The organism is Aeromonas sp. 160P (genome assembly GCF_055193095.1).
Genome location: NZ_JBUXKV010000001.1, coordinates 726,650 through 745,793, shown reverse-complemented (window position 1 = coordinate 745,793; position 19,144 = coordinate 726,650). Strand labels below are relative to the sequence as shown.

The following is a 19,144-nucleotide window of genomic DNA, read 5'->3' as shown; positions in this document are numbered from 1 at the left end:
TAGATCGGATCTCAAGATCGGCCTGCAGCCCAAGTAACACTTGGGTTTGACTGATTAGGCCTGTGACCAATATCGTGAACTTTGTGACCACTTTCGTGATAGTCCGTGACCATTATCGTGATAGCGCAGGCCGACCTATGGTGAACCGCCCCTTGGCATGTTCACTGATTGACCAACCCAGTTCAGCCAGTTCATCCAGTGCCTTGCGGACTCGCGATTGCCGCTTTCGGTCGGTGGCCGCGCTGGACTTATCAGGAAAAGCGTAAGAGACCAGTTTATCTAAACCTACTGGCTTGCTGCGGCCACAATCAATCCAGGCGCAAAGCCGCTGATGCAATATCCGAGCAGTGCTACTACGCAGTTGCCGTACCTCAGCCAGATCGATATAGGTATATCGGCCATTCCCCAACACGGCATTGGTCAGCAAAGGATTAAGCGCCACAAAGAGCCCATCGGTCAGGGCATCGCTGGCATAGTTCGCCAGCAGACGAAAACCGCTACGCAGGCCTGCCACCTGTGCTATTACCGACACCTTCCACAACCGCTCGACACTGCGGCGCACCGTGTTGGTGTCACGAGGGTTGGCGTAACCAATCTCCTTGGCCAGTTTGCGCAAGCTGCTTTTGACCACCAAGACATCCTGCTGGTTGGCAATCCCACGAAGCTGAAGTAGTTCTCGTAATATCTCTCCGGTTTCACCACTCGCAACAGGCTCAATCTTGCCGCCTTGTGATTCAAGCCCAGCTAGGGCAACCAACCCTTGAAGTACGCGCAAATCGTCGGCCCCCAAGGGTTCTGGCCCAGAAAACTCAATCTGATTACCGTTATCCAAACGGTAAATCACCGCCAGTTTGTCTCGACGGCGCTGACCAGGAGCGATGGCTCTGAACAATCCTGGGGCCAGACAGTGCATATGGTCGTGCCGAGCATGAGTTAGTTCAAAGCAAGGCACGTTTGCCTCCAGCCCGGCGTGTTACGTCCAACCTGACGGGGTGCAGCACGCCACCTTCCCCCCGCACCAACCAGCGCTCCGGTAGTGGCTGCCCATAATTACTTTTGCTTACTCCAAAGCGCACGTAAAGTTGGCTCAGCTCTGCCGATACGCCCAGCTGCTGCGCCTCTTTCTTGGTCATAGTGGCGAGATAGCCCTGCCAGCGGATGTTATCCACCAGAACTGACGAACCTCGGCTTGCCTGCTGTAGATCGCCAGCTTCTTGGAATACTGAGGATTTGCTGGTGTGGTGTACAAACAACACAGCGCATCCCAGCCTCATGGCCAGCCGCTCCAACTGACTCAACACCAGTGTCATAGCACAGGCTGCATTCTCGTCAGCATCGTGAAATCGTCTCAGTGTATCGATAACCACCAACCTGACCCCCTCAGCCCAAATGGCAATCGCTTCCCACCAGTGGCTATCCAACACATTTGGACTGGATCCCTGCAGCGGTATAAGACGAAGGTCTCGTTCAACGTTGGCACGAAGTTCAGCGTCAAGATATCCGCCCAAGGCAAACAAGCGCTGGTGCAGTACAGGCCAAGGGTCCTCGGCAGGCAGGTAGAGCACAGCCCCTCTGCTCAGATTGCCAAGCCCAATCCAATCTGGCCCACCGGATATCTGCATTGCCAGTTGTAATGCCAACATAGATTTGCCCACACCTCCCGGTGACACCAAAGCACCAACGCAGCCCACCGGCAGCCCCGGGAGGACAAAATCGAGGGGTTTCGGAGGTTCAACAAAAGCAGACCGGAGATCCTGAGGCCAGTGAGATGCAATGAGATCTCGTTCCATAACAGCCTCACAACCGCCCATGACTAGCTTGCCGCACACGCTTGGTTACATGCTCAGTGAGTTCGGCGTCCGGTGAAATGCGGTGGGAGAGCAGCCAGTCCAGCAGCTCAACGCGCTTGAAGTAGATCTTTTTGCCTTGTGGCTTGTAATGCGGCAGACGCTTTTCACTGGTCAGCCGGTACACATAGCTGACAGAAACCCCCAGCAACTCAGCGCACTCCTCGGCAGAAAGCACCTCTTTTTGCGCTAGTCCTTGCTGGATTACCAGCTGCTTAAGCTCATAAAGCTCTTTCAGAATTGACCCGTTAGGATCGCTGTAAACTGACGGATTTTGCTCACGCATGCAGATGATCTCCCTGTAACAAACATCAACATGCAAAGCGTACCGAGGACCTAACGAAATCCAGAGCGCTGTAAGTGCCCAAAATGGGCACTTACAGCGTATTCTGGAAAATTTTCACATGTGAAATTTTGGCGAGAAACCGCCAGTAAAGTCATCAGGCTCCACCAGGTTGGCTATCCCAAACCAACCACAGGCTCAACGATGGCTCATCTCTTCGATCCAACGGCCAACGCCATCAGGATCGGCAAGCAGCTGAGCGAGCGGCACATGGTTGGAGCACAAGGCGAGTAGGCTACACACTTCACTTTGTTTCCAATCCGGTTGATGAAAGGGCCAAGGCACCGGGCTCCACAGCTCGTCGAAATGCTTGTCGCTATTTTCCAGACAACGGAACAGAGTCACTTCCACAATGGCCTGCCCGTTAAGTTGCAAAGGATCTGGCTGACCTTTTACTCCCGCTCGCAAAGAAGAGGTGCGGCGAAAATCGTGATCGAGATAGAGGCGGAAGACCAGCGTTTTATCCCCCTGCTTAGCGGTATCCCCATCCCAGTCTCGGTAGGCGTGATTCGATGCAAACAGTGGCAGATAGTCCCATGCCCAACTGCTGGATGGGCGGGTTCCCGAGCGGCAGGGGCGGCTATTTTCGCTGGGCTCCCAATACCAGAACTCGGCGTCCAGCGCCTGACTGGCGATCTGATCGAATAGCGGGAGGATACGCTGATAAAAACCGGCGGCGAGTCGGTGGGCTTGTTGCAGTTGGGTAACCAGCTGGGTGGTCTGTTCAAGATCGTGTGACATGACGGCATCCTTAGCCAAAGTCAGTGATTCAAAAAAGAGAAATCGGGGCGAGATAGGTGCAATATCCCGGCATAGTCGAGCAGAGCAGCCCAACCAGTAGGCTCAGCCGGTGGGGGAGTTTCCTGTTCTGACATCACCCTGCAATCCAGATCCAGCCGCCCTGCGTAGGCAAACAACGGCGCCCATTCAGGCACCACCGGGGCCATGCCAAACAGCTCAAACGCCTGCAGCCACTCATCGCGAATGGAGCGATCCTGTCGGCAGGATTCAAACTCGGAGGCAGTTTGCAGATAGCGGCGCAGTGGCTCCCATTCACGCAAGGTCATCTGGACAAAGCGTTCGGGCAGATCGGGGGGAGACAGCGGAGCGACTGGGATATTGCCAAGCGCCACGTAATAGAGCCGGTCTTCATAGTCATCAAACTCGGCTTCGCTGACCACAGCATTGACCTGGGCCAGCCACTGTCCCCGATACTGGTCGCCACCGAACGGGGGCTTCACCTCGATAACCAGCAAGGCGTCGTCAAAGTGGAGCAGCACATCGGGCTCGACATAACGGCGATCCTGCAGCGATGCCAGTTTTGGCCACAGCTCCAACCGTTGAAAGGTGGCCGGGTCTAGCGGATTGTCACCAAGTAGAAAGCGCAGCACGGCACCCAGAGCACCGTCCGAGAGGTGGGGTAGACGGCCGAAGATGGTGGCGGTCAGCAGATCTTCGCTGCCTTTGAACAGGTCGCGCCAGCGCAGGGATTCCCCTTCCCGCTCGATACGGCCAGCTTTGCCACGCAAAATGGCATGTAGCATCGCAACTCCTTGTAATGTTGATATTTCAAGCAGGCTCCCACATAGCTGAAGAGCCTTCGAGATCCTGCTTTAATACCCACTCGACTACCACTCGATCCGTCACAAAATGGGGTAAAAATGTTTGACTGAAAGAGGGCGTCTCTTTAAGGTTGCCCGCAACATGACCCCGGCCGCTTGGTTGCTTTGCAACTTACGCCGGGGTTGTTGTTTGACGGTTTTTGGCCAGCCAGCGTGGTTTGCTTATCGGCGATATCACGGCCAGCCCATCATCGGATGGATGGCCCGTCAAACCTCAATATCTCCTCGCATTGCTAGATTTTTTCAATCTGGTAGCCCAACTGTTTCATCCCCTGCAGCAACCGTTCGGTATCGGTTCCCCACTGGTTGGAGATGGCGATCTGCTCACCCGATGGCAGCTCAACCTGGTTGCCCTCACCTAAATGCCAGCGGTTAAGGTTTTTTTCCGGGATCTGGTCAACCGGCGTTACCTTTCTGGCCAGATCAAGTTGCGCCAGATAAGCAGTGATCTCGGCCAGATCGGCAAGTTGCCGGTCTTTTATCCAATGGCTGAGTACCGCCAAGGCAAAATGGCGTTTGTTGTAAACCCCGCCGTTAAAGCGGTACTTGCTGTAGTCTCTGGTGCCTTGCTGGCTGGCCCGTTGCTCGGCACGCTTTTCTCGAAACTGGATCTGATAGGACTCCGCCTCTTCTAACGGGATGATCTGCGCAGCATTGATCAGCACCTCTCCCTGATAGCGGAACGGGGTCAGCCGCACACAGCGAATATCGATGCCCTTGTCCCGCAGCCACAATACAGAGGTGGTCAGCTCTTTGCCAAAGTCAGCCGACGCAAGAACGATGCGCACCTCGTTGCCGAAATCATCGAGCTGGCTCTCGTCCAGATCGACGAACTCCAGCAGGGTGTTTCGGGCATCGATCTGTAACCCTTCCTGCTTGATATAGGCAGCAAAGTAATCACAGGCTTTATCGAAAGTCATATTCGCGATCATAGCGGCATAGCGCAGAGCCTGAAGCTCCATATGTGCGCCAACCTCATCACGCTTTAACTCGATCACCACCAGATTGGCATTGCGGTCGATGGCTAGCAGATCGATACGGCGGCGGCTATCTTCCCAGTCGGAAAACTCGTCGGCGATCACCAGACAATCGGGGGCGATGGCGGCGATATTGCGCTTTAACGCCTCCTGGGCGTTGTTTCCTAAATCGATGCAGCTTGAATGGAACTAATTGAAAACCCAGTGATCTGAGCACCACCATCCCCCCTCAAGTCTGCATCATGGGTAAAGCGCTTCACCCCATCACCAATTGGCCTCAATACAACAGGTCTTTGATCAACCGTGGCTCTCTCACTTTCTGGGTTGATGCCGAGGCCATGGATAACTGGTTTCACCAAGACCATCACGGAAAACGGGGACGCAGCCAGCTCTACACCGACCAGAGCATCTGTACCTTTCTGATGCTCAAAGGGATTTTCAGCCTCACGCTGCGAGCCACTCAGGGGCTACTCGACTCTCTGTTCGAGCTGATGAATGTGCCGCTGTGTGCCCCGGACTACAGCTGTGTCAGCAAGCGTGCACGCACAGTGAAGGTGGCCTATCGGCAGCCCCCCAAGGGGCGGATCACCGACCTGGTTATCGACTCAACGGGTCTGAAAGTGTTTGGTGAAGGCGAGTGGAAAGTCAGAAAACACGGCGCTGAGAAACGTCGCGTCTGGCGTAAGTTGCATCTGGCTGTAGATCCCGTGACTCACGATATCGTGGCGGCAGAAGTGTCGCTGGAGAATGTGCATGACGCAGAGGTGTTGCCGACCTTGCTCAATCCTCTGCGTCGCAAGCTGGGGCGTGTTTACGCAGATGGCGCCTATGACAGCAAAGCCAGCCATCGGTTGATTGCGCGTAAAGGGGCGACGGCGTGTATCCCGCCTCGCAAGAACGCGGGGTTATGGGAAAAGGGACATCCGAGAAATGAGGCGGTGCTGGTGATGCGCAAGGAAGGGCTAGCGTACTGGGGTTCTAAGCCGGAACCGCCGAAATTTCCGTCACTCCAGTTCCACCCCAGCCACAAGCGCATCCAGGTCAATCATCTTACCGTCACTCTGAAAGGTATAATGCCCGTTCAGTAAAATGTGCCGCCAGGCTGCCGGCGATATCTGGGTGAGCACCGAGAGGGCCTTGGCGTTACCTGCCGCTTCGCACTTCGTTAGCAAACGCGACAGGATTGCCGAGTTGTAGTAGATGACTGCGTTGGCGATCAGCCTGGCGCACTGGTTGCTGATCTCGATCTCAATGTCGGTCCGCCCAGTCAATTCTTTCTTGCCCCCCACCTGCGCAATGCTTGAACGTAGCTGATGGTATGACTCAATCCGGTTTTGCGAGCGATGTACGTTACGTTCCAATTGGGGGTCACGCAGGTAACGTAGCGTGTAGATGCTGCGCACCAGTTTATCTAACTCGAAGATGGCCCGCCGCGTCGGGTTTGGCGCGGTGTAGGTGCACAGTTTGCGGATCAACGTTCCCTGCGTCATCTCCTTCAAACCCAGTGTGGCTATGATCCGATCAATGTTCGCTTTTTCGCTGACAATCAATTGCCGATCTATTTGGCCAACTGGCTGGATCAGGCACTTCTCGTATCGCGCCGGGTCGCCCACGCAATACAACGCCTGCACCTGGTCGTTGAGGTCGGTATAGCGTGGCTCGAAACGCCGCCCGAACCAGTGCAAGATAGCGAAGTTGGCTTTGTTAATACTGTGCATGTCGCCAGTAATGACCTCTGGCACAATGTCAGAGGTATTGCGATACCAGATGTCGAACACATGGTGGGCCTCGTAATCATGGGCGCCGATCAGGTAGCCGTTCAACGGGATGTGGTTACACAATAGCGTATAGGCCACCACGCCCTTGCCGCGCCCGAAGTACTTGCGCGAGTAGCGCGCCTTCACGGTTGGTCGTTCGACGCTGAATTTCTGCCCATCAACAGCGCCGTACAGCACACCGAGGTCGAACGAGTAATACGGGAAGATAGGCAGCACGGCAATGGCGTTGCTGATGCAGTCATTGGCCTCGTGTAGCGACGCTTGCCGCAAGTACTGCTGATATGCACTCTCCAGGACGTGGTATGGAATATCGCTGGTACGCGCCATGACCAGGTTACCGTGGTTCATGGCCTGGGCGATGATGACCGCAATCAGACTGTCGGTATCCGCAACCTTCTTGGCGTAACGTGGTTGCAGCGGGGTCAGTGCCGATAGGAACTGACACTGGTTGTTGACGAAGCGGAACACGTCGGCGACATCACAGTACGGTAATTGCTCGTAAAACGTTTGCTCCCGCGCCTTTTGGTTTTCCCTCTTGGGCTTGCACCAGGTCAGTTTCTGCGCGTCTTTGTCGTATTCGAGGTGTGTCAGCTTGCCCTGTTTCAGCTCACGGTTGAATGCCCGCCATTGCTTGTGCAGCTCGGCGGCCAAAGCATCGAGCTGTGTTTCAACCGGTTGGCGCAGGAACGGGATATCCATCTGTGCCAGCTCCTGGGCGTGCTCTTGCATAGACACCAACTCATCGGAGAAATGCCGGTGCTGCAAACTGTCATCGAGATAGAGCTCACCAGATTGGAAACGTTTTTTGAGTTGGTGGTACAACCAGAACTCGTAGCGGTCGGCATGTAGCCCTGCCGGCTCACCATCCGCATCAAAGGTCAGCAGGTAGGGCCGCAAGCGTTTGGGGAGTGTGGCTGCCGGGCATTCAGCGAGTGGTCGTTGTGACAGGCGCTGCTGCTTGGCAAACACGCTTTTGGCCCAGGTCAGTGCCGCCAGCCACTGACTGTCCGGATCGGTGGCGGCAAACTCCAGCGCAACAAACAACGGTCGGAGATGACGACGGATACGTTTGGCTTGGCCATCCACCGCCTGCCAGTGCAATGTCAGTTTATTCAGAGGCTTGACGCTCATGCGCTGCGCCGTGTTTTGCAGCACGTCTTTGGCCATGATCTTGTAGGCTCGTTGGCGCACCTCGCCGAATGGCGTCGGATCCGCGACACTGTCGTCCACGTACAGGGACAGCAAGCGACCAACCTGGGGCGTTTCCTGATGCCGTTTGACCTGTTCCTCGGCAAAAGACGCCCTGGCACCCGCGCGGTTTTCGTGATCCAGTTGATGCATGTGGAACACCATCGCATCGACCAGATTGTCGCTGAGCTGCCGGTAACGCACGAAGGCATAGCACAACAGATAGAGCTGGGTCTGCTCTGCCTTTAAGTTGCGCAAATCATGGACGGTGTAGAAATTAGCCAGACTCGCGTAATACAACAGGTTATGTTGAGAGATCCCCAGTTTGGGCAGTAGTCCCTTGGCAATCTCGTGCAACGTCGCCAGCAAGGCGCGCTTCTCACGCTCTCTGGCCATCTGACGCCACCCAAAATCCTTGGCGTCTTGTTTGAGAGCAGCCAGTTGTGACAACGTATCGTCGCGCACCAGGAGCTGGCTCAGCGCAGTCTTGGCCGGTTCATCCAACACCTGTGCTAGCAGGGCTCCCAGTCGTCGACGTTCGGCAGACAGGACTTCGCTGACCAGCGCTTGCAGGGTGGTATAGCCGGGACGAATGATCTTGTGTTCGTTGAGCCAGACGATCAGCTCAGCGGCTACAAAGCTGGGCGTCACATCGCGCCGCACGATCAGCGAGGCCTGTTGCTCAAGTGATGGCAGGTAGCTGGAGGCCCACGGCTGGTAGCCAAATAGCGCGGCAATTTTACCTCGCTGGCTGTAGTGCTCGTGTTTGGAGATCTGCTTGGCCTCGAATGCCTCACCTTGAAAATATCGGCTGAGCACGAAAGCGCAATCATCCTCAACCTCACGCCAGTGGAAACGGAAGAAATCGTTCTTGGCTTTGAAGTAACCAATCTGCAGGATGCAATAGAGCTGAGCATGGATGCTTGGTCGGCTGCTGGCGAGCGCCAGCTCATTTTCGGTCAAGGCCAGGTATTCCAGCCGCTGCGCATCGTCAAAGTCCGGTAAGCCGTACAGCGCCTCCTGCTCGGCATCCGACAGAACTGTTAGTCGCTCGCTTCTAGCAATCGCCATAAGTTACTCCGGCACCCGCAAGTATTGGTACAGAGTCTCCCTGCTGATGCCAAATTCACGGGCAAGTGTCGCCTTCTTTTCGCCTGCAATGACTCGCCGCCGCACTTCCGCTATCTCTGGGTCAGACAGCGATTTCTTGCGACCCCTATAAGCACCACGCTGTTTTGCCAAGGCAATACCTTCACGTTGACGTTCCCGGATCAACGCTCGCTCGAACTCGGCGAATGCCCCCATGACTGACAGCATAAGGTTTGCCATCGGCGAATCTTCGCCAGTGAAAGTCAGATGCTCCTTGACGAATTCAATGCAGACACTGTGCTGGGTAAGTCCCTGCACAAGTCGACGCAGATCATCCAAGTTGCGAGCAAGGCGATCCATGCTGTGTACCACGACCGTGTCACCTTCGCGAACAAAGGAGAGCAAGGCTTCGAGCTGCGGGCGCTGAGTGTCTTTCCCCGAGGCTTTGTCGGTGAAAACTTTGTCCACCTGAATATGTTCCAGTTGCCGTTCTGGGTTTTGATCGAAGCTGCTGACGCGGATGTAACCGATGCGTTGTCCCTGCAAGAGACCTCCTGAACTTAAAAGTGTCAGGAAGAAATCTAAGATCTTGCCTTGAATGTGTCAATTAATTAAATTCAATACTTTATTCTGACACTTTTAACTGAACGACCTGACATCAGGATAGGGTATACCCTAGTTGGACGATTCAAGGTGACAACAAAGCACATTCTTTATTCTTGACATTTCCTATTTAGCTTCTGGACATGACTTTCCTTCTGAAAATATTTGACTTTTTCACTGTAAAAAACATGATGAATTAACATTTAATCAATGGTAATTAAAAAATGAAGCGCAACTATATTTCCTGTTTGATCGCAGCCTCGATTGCAGCTACAGCATTGTCTGTATCTGCTAAGCAAATCTCTCCTCTCATATTCAACTCGTCTGCCCCACAAAATGACCTGGTCGGCTCACTATCAGCCAGAGTGCAGTTTGCCCAGAGCCAGATTATCCCAGCCTCCCCCAAGGAGGGGGAGCGCCAGCCCACCTTGACCAGCCTGCGCAAGAGTTTGCTGCTGGTGCAACCGCTACAGGCCGATGGGGTGACCCCCATGGTGGTGGAGGCCCGCGACGCCAGCGGCAAGCTGCTTGGCACTCTGACCTTGTCGCCCCCGTCGGCGCTGCCTGAGACTGTCTACCACCTCGCAGGTGTTCCCGAAGGCGGGGTGAGTTTCGTCCCAGAGAGCGGCCCCACCGCGGTGATCAGCAGCAGTGCTGATTTGGCCAAACTGAGCGACAAGAGCGGCGCCTTCCTCAAGGATCGGCTGACGGGTCGTGCACTGGTGGAGATTCAGACCGCTGACGGCCGCTGGGTTCGGGATATCTACCTGCCCGTGAGCCCGGAGCTGGAGGGCAAGATGGTGCGCTTGCGCTCCAGCGCAGGCTACAACTCGACGATCTTCTATGGCGAGCGGCAGGTGACCGTCGCCCGTGGCCAGACCCTGCAGTTCAAGTTTGCCAAGGGGCAGTGGTTCCGTGAGGGGGAGCTGGAGAACAACCGCATCACCTATGCCCCGGATACCTGGAGCGGCGAGCTGCCTGCCGGGTGGATCCAGCCTGGACTGAACCTCTCCGTTCGTCAGGGCAATTTCAGTGGTGAACTGCGTGACATCAAGGTCGGTGCCCCCGGCGAGCTGCTGCTGCACACCATCGACATCGGCATGCTCATCACGCCACGGGATCGCTTCGCCTTTGCCAACGACAAGGAGGCTCACCGAGAATACTTCCAGACCATTCCTGCTAGCCGGATGATCGTCAACCAGTATGCGGCACTCTATCTGCCGGAAGTTATGCTACCCAACGGTACTCTGCTGACCGATTTCGATCCAAGCGAAGGGGGCTGGCATAGCGGCACTATGCGCCAGCGTATCGGCAAGGAACTTATCTCTCACGGTATCGACAATGCCAACTACGGCATCAACAGCAGTGCCGGTGAAGGGGAGGGGAGCCATCCCTTTGTGGTGGCCCAGCTGACGGCGCACAACAGTCGCGGCAAGTATGCCAATGGGGTTCAGGTGCATGGAGGTTCCGGTGGCGGTGGCATCGTCACGCTGGATAACTCCCTTGGCAACGAGTTCAGCCACGAAGTGGGCCATAACTTCGGCCTTGGCCACTATGTGGATGGTTTTAGTGGTTCGGTCCATCGCAGTGCTGAGCAGCTCAACTCCAGCTGGGGCTGGGACAGTGACAAGCGTCGCTTCATCCCCAACTTCTCGCCGACCCGAACCAATGAGGATGCCTGTCTGGATGGCCAGTGCCAGCCCCCGTTCGATGGCCGCAAGTTTGGCTTCGATGCGATGGCGGGCGGCAGCCCTCTATCCGGTGCTAACCGATTCACCCTCTACACTCCCAACTCGGCTGCCATCATTCAGCGTTTCTTCGAGAGCAAGGCCGTGTTCGATGCCAACTCGGCCACCGGCTTTAGCAAGTGGAACAGTGCGACGGCCAGGATGGAGCCCTATCAGCACACGGTAGAGGGGATCGAGAAGGTCGATGCCCCCATGGATGCCCTGAGCGAGGCTGGGCTGAGTGCCCTGCTGGCGGATTATGGCTTGGTCAGGGTCGCCATGTGGGACGGTCGCTGGACCCGTGATATCCGGGTGCCGGTTGCCTCTGCGGACAACCGTGGACGCAGTCTGACCATCGATCACGGGGCCGGTTACAACAGTCGCCTCTTTATCAACGGTAAGGAGATCCTGGTGAGCAGAGGCTTTAAGAAGAGCTTCACCTCGGATGGCCTAAGCTGGGTGGAGGTCTCCCCCATCGATACCAAGGTTGCGCGCAAGCCCGAGCAGTTCGGGGTGCCGGTGACCACCCTGGTGGGGTATTACGACCCGCAGGGTAGTCTGCCCAGCTATATCTATCCGGCTCTGCACGGCGCCTACGGCTTCACCTATCCGGATGACAGTAACACCTTGTCCGGTAATAATTGCCAGTTGCAGGTGGAGACCCGCGATGGTCTGCAGCGCTTCACATTGGCCAACCACAGGGCAGCCAGTACAGTGATGAACAAATTCCACATCAACGTGCCGACAGACCTGAACCCCAGCCAAGCAGCAGTGGTATGCAATAATAGGACGATTGCTGAAAAAACATTATCATCAGCACCAACAGATATTTCCTTCTCTGTGTATGGTAAGGCTCTTCCTGCAAAAGCAAATGAAGGGTGTATCGTATCTAACACTACAGAGGCACAGTATTGCCTCCCGGTTGGTTCTCGGTCTGGATATTCTTTGCCTAATTGGATTATTAGCCAAGAGGTTCATGTCGATGCAGGCCTTAACGCAAAAGTACTTTTGTCTGATTGGAATAACCTTTCATATAACAGGATTGGTGAGTTTGTCGGCAGTGTAGGGACTAACGAGATGAAAAAAGTAAAAGCATGGAATGGCCAGTACCTCGATTTTAGCCGACCTCGATCGATGAGAGTTGTGAGTAATTAATCACTATAAACATCAGGAAGGTGCGATAAATATATTGCACCTTCTTTTCTATCAAATTTGAGGCAGTTACTTGCCTACATTTTGTTCTGAGATACCAGGAGTTTTGTCCCTTGAAGAAGTCCCCCTGTACGTGGCGTATTCTTATCGGCCCATTCTGACATATAACATAGCTCGTTGAAATATTAGGTTTTTTATCAACGATGCACATCGAGCATAATGCTTAGCGATTCTTTCCGTTTCGTGAGCTGCTCCCATCTACGTTCTGCGGCTATGGCATACCCGAGAAAATCGTTGAACGGACACCGTTGCCCGTCAGCCAATTGCACCCAGACGGAAATTTCGGCGGTTCCGGCTTAGAACCCCGTACTGGAAGAGGATATCGGGGTATCACCGTCGTTCGCTGGCAGAGACAGCGATGTTCCGGTTCAAACAGTTAATGGCAGGCCAAATCACCCTGCGAAAATACAATGGTCAAGTGGGAGAAGTGATGGCGTATGTGAGCGCGATAAACAAACTGAACACCCTTGGTCTGCCTGTCAGAAAGCCCCGAGTGTAACGGTCACTTGGGGCTGGGGAAATCATGATTTGCTGGCTGATTTGGGCAACAACGCCCGCCTCCTGCAGATCCTGGCGCTCTTGTAGCCCTTCGGCAGCAAAAGTGGTTTGGGTTAACGGGGTCAGCTGTTGATTGGCGATATGAAAGAGACTCATGGTAAATCGACCTGTTACAGGGTATAGGGAAAATAGATGGTGTTAAGCAGGATGCAGGGCGCCACTGCGGACGCCCTGCCAACATTCAGGTGAGAGCGCCTTCCACCAGCGACTCGGCCAGGGCAAGCTGGGTTTGCTGGCTGGTTTGCAGGCGGGCTTTAAGTTGATCGCAGATGGCAAATAAAACATTGACCCTACTGACAATACGAATGAACTCTTGAGTCGGAGGGCATGGGACTAAAATATTACTTAAAATTTCCAGATTAATATTTTTCTGTGCTGTAGACGGAGCAAATTTCTCTAAATTTTCCTTTGCTGTACGGATGAAGAAATCAAAATAAACCACTGGCAAACTTGATTCATAAGGGGTGTATCCCACAACACTATCAGGAAAACATGCATCAAATCCTAATATTCCAGTATCAGCAATATTTGCTGCAATTGTGATGCACAGAGTTCCTTTTGGCCATAGCTGACTTTGAGCCAAACCTATCTCATTATACATAGCAGTGTAAGACTCAATTACGCCATCAGCCCGGGCTACATCTCCAGTTTGAACAAGAGGAATAGTCCCATTAACGTATAGCTTGGGGTCATTTCTTGGACGATGCTTAGATTTTCCTCGTGCTAATTCACCTAAATCAGGCAAGCGGCACCATTCCCACCCTTGTGGCAGTTCAAACGGCTTTTCTTCTTCGCTGATCGCAGGTAGCGGTTTCTCTTTTTTGATTTTCTTCTCTTTGACCAGCTGGGCTTTTTCGGCGGCGATACGCGCCAGCAGGGCGGCGGCGGGTTCATCGCTCGGGTCTTGCGGTACCAGCTTACCCATCACCGCCAGTTGCAGGATAGTCTGTTTCAGGGCGTCAATACTGGCCTCGGTGGTAAAGAGGGTATCGAAGCGAGTGCTTAGCCGCGCCCAGTTTTGCGCCAACTCGTCGGCATCGGCACCGTCTGTGAGCGTAGCGAGCAGGGTCTCCACCAGCGTCTGATGGGCCGCCAGCTGTGATTCGCTACGCAGCTCCAACTGGTCGCAGAGGGCCATTAGCTCATCCACTTTGGCTACGATACGTTGTTGTTCCTCAGCTGGAGGAATTACTACAGGTATTTCTTTTAGCCGTGAAGCTTTTACCCCTGTAGCTGTCATCCCTGAAGAATTATCAATCAGCTGATTTTGAAATGGTGATGCTAATATCTGAATAAGCATAAACCTACTAACAGTAGAATAATGCCACTGAAAACAAATTGCCCTTTGGGCAAGCGCAAAACGTTCATTTATATCAATTACAGCTGCATTACCTAGCGGAGCTTCGGTTGTAAATAGTGTATCCCCAACCCTTGGAAATCCCCTTGTCATCCATTGATCATAATCTGCTTCTGAAATGAACTCCTCTGGGACAAGGTCAATGTAGCCATACCGAATATTTTTGGCAGTAATCAACCTAACACCAGCATCTATCTTATTTGGGGTTTTTCCTCTGTAATCAATAAACTTTGCTATGTTGCCGAGTCGAGCCCATTTCCAGTGACTTGGACATTCAATATATTCATCAGCAATATCGACAACCTCATTGGCGGATGTCCTTAGTCCTTCCTCTTTCACCAACCGCGCCTTTTCGGCGGCAATGCATTCCAACAGCACGGAGGCCGGTTCATCGCTGGGGTCTTGCGGCACCAGTTTGCCGCGCACGGCCAGCTCCAGGATCAGCTCTCGCAGCTTTTTGATGCCGGTGAGTTCCAGCTTGCTGTTGCTACCGCGCCCAGCACTGCGTTTGGGGCGCACCGCCGCAGTCCAGAGATCCAGATGGTCGGTAATCAGATTTTCTATTTTCTGAGCCGCCATTATGCCTGCCCCCCTTGCTTGGCCACACCTTTGCCCAAGGCGTCACCCAGAATGGTTTTTAGCTGGTCACGCAGGCACTGGATTTCAGCCTGTTCTGTGGCATAGCGCGCCAGCAGCTCGTCAGGGTCATGGCTTATCTGCTCACCGACATGGGGATTTTTAATATCGAGGTTGAAGTTACGAGCCACAATCTCGTCAATGCCGACCTTCCACGCTTGCTCGTTCTCGATTCGGGCAGCAAAGCCGTCCGCCTCATCGCCCCACCAATTGATCTCGGCCTCAAACTCCTCGAACTTCATCGGCTTGGTTTTGCTGTAGTTCTTCACTCCAGCCGGATAGGGGTGCTGGTAGAACCAGACATCTTTGGTGGGCTGGCCCTTGGTGAAGAAGAGGATATTGGTCTTGATGCCGGTATAGGGGGCAAACACGCCGTTGGGCAGCCGCACTATGGTGTGCAGGTTGCACTCGCTGGTGAGCAGTTGCTTGATCTTGGTTTTGACCCCTTCGCCAAACAGGGTGCCATCGGGCAGCACCACGGCGGCGCGACCACCCTTGCCATTTGTTGCCGGGGCAAGGACTTCAATGATCAGCTGCAGGAACAGGTCGGCGGTTTCGCGGGTGCGCAGATCGGCCGGGAAGTTCTGCTCGATGCCATCCTCTTCGGTGCCACCAAAGGGCGGGTTGGTGAGGATCACATCGATATCGCTGTCCCAGCTCGACAGCGGCTTGTCGAGGGTATTGCCGTGGCGGATCTGCACCGGTACCTCGATGCCGTGCAGCAGCATATTGGTGGTGCAAAGGAGGTGCGGCAACTGCTTCTTCTCGACCCCCAGGATCTGCTGCTGCAGGGTCTGATGGTCGGCTGAGGTCTCGACATAGTGCTCTTTGACATGGTCGAAAGCGCAGGCGAGAAAGCCGCCGGTGCCGCAGGCAGGGTCCATGATCCGCTCGCCGAGTTTGGGGTCGATACGGTTGACCATAAAGCGGGTAACGGCGCGGGGGGTGTAGAACTCGCCCGCGTTACCGGCGCTCTGCAGGTCGCGCAGGATCTGCTCGTAGATGTCGCCAAACAGGTGGCGCTCGCTGCTGTCGGTAAAGTCGATCTCGTTGAGCTTGTTAATCACCTGCTTGAGCAGGGTGCCGTTTTTCATGTAGTTGAAAGCGTCAGAGAACGCCTCTTTCACCACATAGCCACGGGGGTTGAGACTGATATTGGCAGGCTGGTTTTTCAGGCTGTCGAACAGATCGTTGTTGACGAAATCGAGCAGGGCATCGCCAGTCAGCCCTTCGCTATCAGCCGCCCAGTTGCGCCACAGGAAGCGCTCGGGAATAGGGCAGCGGTAGTTATCCTGCTCAAACTCCAGCTCCTCTTCCTGAGCGTCGAACACTTTCAAAAACAGCAGCCAGGAGAGCTGGCCGAGGCGCTGGGCATCGCCGTCGATACCGGCGTCCTTGCGCATGATGTCCTGAATGGATTTGATGACTGAGCTGATGGATGACATGGGGTTCTCTGCTTTTTACAAAAATGGTGACGAATACTGGGGCGAATGCGTCAGGAATATCGATAAAACAAGCGGCCATGATTGCCATGGCCGCACTGTGGTTCTGTATCAGCCTTGGCGTCAGGCGCTCTGCTGCTCGCGATCGGTGTGGCGATAGATTTCTTGCTCCAGTTCGGTGATGGCCTGCTCGAACTGTTTGGCGCCACCAAAACCCTTCTTGGCCAACTCCAACGGACGACCCAACTCGGTAAAGGGGGCGACTTTTAGCGCATCCTTGGTCTCAATCTCGGTCACCCCCTGATCGGCATACTTGTCGAGCAGGCTGGTGAGCACCTGCTGGGCGGTGTCGTTGTACTTGGTGAAGTAGTTGCGCTTTTTGACGTTGTTCGCCCGCTCGCGGCGGGTCAGTGGCGGCTGATCGTATACCACATGGCAGATAAGGTCGAACGGGTCGAGCTCCTTACCTACCTCTTCTTGCAGCACCTCCCACAGCACGCCCGCCTGCGCCAACTCATCCATGATGGCTTGCTTGCGTTCGGCGGCTTGCCAGCGTTTGGTGAAGGCATCGAGGGTGGCAAACTCTTTGAGCAGGGTCTTCTTGGTGTAGTCTTTGAAGGATTCGGTCACCAGCCTGCCATCGGCATCGTAATACTGCACCCGCTCGGCGATGACGCTGACCGTCACGCCGTTGACATAATACTTGCTGACCCCTGGCTCGGGGCCACCCAGCGGGCCTGTGCCCTGACCCCCAACGCCCTGACTCCCTGCGCCACTGTGGCCACCGTCACTACCGGTTGTGTAAGTGCCGGGTTGTTCATCAACCCCGGGGGCAAACGGATCGTCATTATCGCCGGGTTCATCGGCAGGCAGTGGATCGGCGCCGTCGATGAGATCGCCCAGGCCTTCATCCGGGTTGTTGATGTCTGCCGGTTTGACCACCATGACGCGCTCCGGCTCGCCGTCGAAACGAGGATCGGCAAACAGTTCGGTGGCCTTCTTGAAGTCGAGAATGGTAAACCAGAGCTTGCCGTACTTGTCGTCGATACGGGTGCCACGGCCGATGATCTGCTTGAACTTGGTCATGGACTGGATGTTTTGGTCCAGCACCACCAGCTTGCAGGTCTTGGCATCGACGCCAGTTGTCATCAGCTCGGAAGTGGTGGCGATAACCGGATAGGGCTTTTTCGGGTTGATGAAGTTGTCGAGCTGGGCCTTGCCAAGGTCATCATCGCCAGTGATCTTCATTACATACCGATCATCTTTAAGCATCTGCTCGGGGTTAAGGTTTGCCAAGGCACGGCGCATCCGGTCGGCATGATCGATGTCGTTGCAAAACACTATGGTCTTGGCCATCGGGTCGGTTTTCTTGAGGTAGTTGGTGATGGTCTCGGCCACCAGCTGGGTACGCTCGTCGATCACCAGGGTGCGGTCGAAATCCTTCTGGTTATAGATGCGGTCTTCAATCAGGTTGCCCTGTTTGTCCATCTGCCCTTTGGTGGGACGCCACCCCTGCAGATCCACATCGATATCGACCCGCACCACCTTGTAGGGGGCAAGAAAACCATCTTCGATCCCCTCTTTCAGGGAATAGGTATAAACAGGGTCACCGAAGTAATCGGTGTTGGAGACGGTTTCGGTCTCTTTGGGGGTGGCGGTGAGACCAATCTGGCTGGCCGATGAGAAGTATTCGAGGATCTCGCGCCAGGCGCTGTCTTCGGCGGCGCTGCCCCGATGGCACTCATCCACCACGATCAGGTCGAAGAAGTCGGGAGAGACCTGCTTAAAGGCTTTTTGTGACTCTTCCGGCCCGGTGAGCGCCTGATAGAGGGCAAGGTGGATCTCATAGGCGGGGTCGATCATTCGCCCGGTGATCTTGGTCATGGCCGAGCCAAAGGGCTGAAAGTCATTGATCTTGGTCTGATCGACCAGAATGTTGCGATCGGCCAAAAACAGGATGCGCTTCTTGGCGCCCGCCTTCCACAAACGCCAGATGATCTGGAATGCGGTGTAGGTCTTTCCAGTGCCGGTGGCCATCACCAGCAATACCCGATCCTCACCTTTCGAGATGGCTTCTACGGTCTTGTTGATGGCCTGCAACTGGTAGTAGCGGGGAGATTTGCCGCTGCCATCGGAGTAGTAGTCCTGGCTGATAACGGGCAGTTGGGCCTGGGTGTAGCCCTTCCAGGTGCAGAGTTTGTCCCAAAGCTGACCCGGGCTGGGGAAATCCTCCAGCGCAATTTCGGATTCCAGCTTGGCCGGATTGGTCTTGTCATGAAATACGAAGCCATCGCCGTTGCTGGCGAACACGAACGGCACATCCAGCAGACGGGCATAATCGAGCCCCTGCTGCATTCCCTTGCCAATCTCATGCTTGTTGGCTTTGGCCTCGATCACCGCAAGTGGCAAGCCCATCTTGTGATAGAGCACGATATCGGCCGATTTAACCTTTTTGCGTGCCGCCATCTGGCCGCGCACCACCACTTTGCCATCCCGCAGCTTCACCTCCTGGCGGACCTGGGTCAGGTCATCCCACCCCGCCGCCTTGATAGCAGGCAGCAAGTATTTCGAGATGATATCGGCTTCGGTGAGGGTTGCTTTGTTGATCTCGGCCATGAGCACTCTTCCGGTCGGGGACAATATTGCTCAAGATTCTCTCATAAAATCAGCCGAGTTTTGTTGATTTCAGACTCATAAAGCAACATGGGAGGCTGCTCTTGATAGCGTACCTTCTGGCCAAGGATACGTCAGGCAATGGCATAACT

The 19,144-nt window shown here is 54.7% G+C and carries 13 protein-coding genes and 2 pseudogenes; 3 read left to right on the top strand and 12 right to left on the bottom strand.

What is annotated here, in order from left to right; all coding sequences use genetic code 11:
• Positions 1-112: 112 nt before the first annotated feature.
• The 6 genes from repC to ACY8FN_RS03515 form a co-directional block, all read right to left on the bottom strand.
• Positions 113-892, bottom strand: coding sequence for a replication protein C, IncQ-type (gene repC / locus ACY8FN_RS03540; RefSeq protein WP_233270752.1), 780 nt, complete (start codon positions 890-892; stop codon positions 113-115).
• Between the two features lie 46 nt (positions 893-938).
• The gene (locus ACY8FN_RS03535) at positions 939-1,790 is read right to left on the bottom strand and encodes a helicase RepA family protein (RefSeq protein ID WP_139427436.1); all 852 of its coding nucleotides are present in this window, start codon (positions 1,788-1,790) and stop codon (positions 939-941) included.
• A 7-nt stretch (positions 1,791-1,797) separates the two neighbouring features.
• A complete protein-coding gene (locus ACY8FN_RS03530; protein ID WP_075112298.1) occupies positions 1,798-2,133 on the bottom strand; it encodes a helix-turn-helix domain-containing protein in 336 nt (111 codons plus the stop codon).
• 195 nt (positions 2,134-2,328) lie between these two features.
• Positions 2,329-2,931: a hypothetical protein gene (locus tag ACY8FN_RS03525; protein ID WP_139427437.1), complete on the bottom strand. Its 603-nt coding sequence runs from the start codon at positions 2,929-2,931 to the stop codon at positions 2,329-2,331.
• Positions 2,932-2,951: 20 nt separating this feature from the next.
• Positions 2,952-3,734 (bottom strand): hypothetical protein, encoded by a 783-nt coding sequence (locus ACY8FN_RS03520; protein WP_463099242.1) that lies wholly within the window; start codon positions 3,732-3,734, stop codon positions 2,952-2,954.
• A gap of 311 nt (positions 3,735-4,045) precedes the next feature.
• Positions 4,046-4,894, bottom strand: coding sequence for a hypothetical protein (locus ACY8FN_RS03515; RefSeq protein ID WP_463099241.1), 849 nt, complete (start codon positions 4,892-4,894; stop codon positions 4,046-4,048).
• A 137-nt stretch (positions 4,895-5,031) separates the two neighbouring features.
• On the opposite strand from ACY8FN_RS03515, the pseudogene ACY8FN_RS03510 reads away from it, so the two are divergent.
• A pseudogene (locus ACY8FN_RS03510) lies at positions 5,032-5,763 on the top strand (IS5-like element ISAs4 family transposase); the annotation flags it as partial.
• Between the two features lie 30 nt (positions 5,764-5,793).
• Here the strand turns inward: ACY8FN_RS03510 and ACY8FN_RS03505 are convergent.
• Both ACY8FN_RS03505 and ACY8FN_RS03500 read right to left on the bottom strand, forming a co-directional pair.
• Entirely contained in the window at positions 5,794-8,826 is a 3,033-nt protein-coding gene (locus ACY8FN_RS03505; RefSeq protein WP_463099240.1) for a Tn3 family transposase, read from the bottom strand.
• 3 nt (positions 8,827-8,829) lie between these two features.
• Entirely contained in the window at positions 8,830-9,390 is a 561-nt protein-coding gene (locus ACY8FN_RS03500; protein ID WP_463099239.1) for a recombinase family protein, read from the bottom strand.
• Between the two features lie 281 nt (positions 9,391-9,671).
• Between ACY8FN_RS03500 and ACY8FN_RS03495 the strand changes: the two genes are divergently transcribed.
• Both ACY8FN_RS03495 and ACY8FN_RS03490 read left to right on the top strand, forming a co-directional pair.
• The gene (locus ACY8FN_RS03495) at positions 9,672-12,329 is read left to right on the top strand and encodes a M66 family metalloprotease (protein ID WP_463099238.1); all 2,658 of its coding nucleotides are present in this window, start codon (positions 9,672-9,674) and stop codon (positions 12,327-12,329) included.
• A gap of 364 nt (positions 12,330-12,693) precedes the next feature.
• Positions 12,694-12,885 (top strand): annotated as a pseudogene (locus ACY8FN_RS03490) (IS5/IS1182 family transposase); the annotation flags it as partial.
• Here the strand turns inward: ACY8FN_RS03490 and ACY8FN_RS03485 are convergent.
• The 4 genes from ACY8FN_RS03485 to hsdR all read right to left on the bottom strand — a co-directional run bounded on the left by ACY8FN_RS03485 (position 12,801) and on the right by hsdR (position 18,995).
• A complete protein-coding gene (locus tag ACY8FN_RS03485) occupies positions 12,801-13,040 on the bottom strand; it encodes a hypothetical protein (RefSeq protein WP_463099237.1) in 240 nt (79 codons plus the stop codon). The pseudogene ACY8FN_RS03490 and the gene ACY8FN_RS03485 sit on opposite strands and share 85 nt — an antisense overlap.
• A gap of 85 nt (positions 13,041-13,125) precedes the next feature.
• Positions 13,126-14,880 (bottom strand): restriction endonuclease subunit S, encoded by a 1,755-nt coding sequence (locus ACY8FN_RS03480; protein WP_463099236.1) that lies wholly within the window; start codon positions 14,878-14,880, stop codon positions 13,126-13,128.
• Positions 14,880-16,382, bottom strand: a complete 1,503-nt coding sequence (locus ACY8FN_RS03475) for an N-6 DNA methylase (protein ID WP_463099235.1) — start codon at positions 16,380-16,382, stop codon at positions 14,880-14,882. The genes ACY8FN_RS03480 and ACY8FN_RS03475 overlap by 1 nt, the downstream gene beginning before the upstream one ends.
• 120 nt (positions 16,383-16,502) lie before the next feature.
• Positions 16,503-18,995, bottom strand: coding sequence for an EcoAI/FtnUII family type I restriction enzme subunit R (gene hsdR / locus ACY8FN_RS03470; RefSeq protein WP_463099234.1), 2,493 nt, complete (start codon positions 18,993-18,995; stop codon positions 16,503-16,505).
• Positions 18,996-19,144 lie beyond the last annotated feature (149 nt).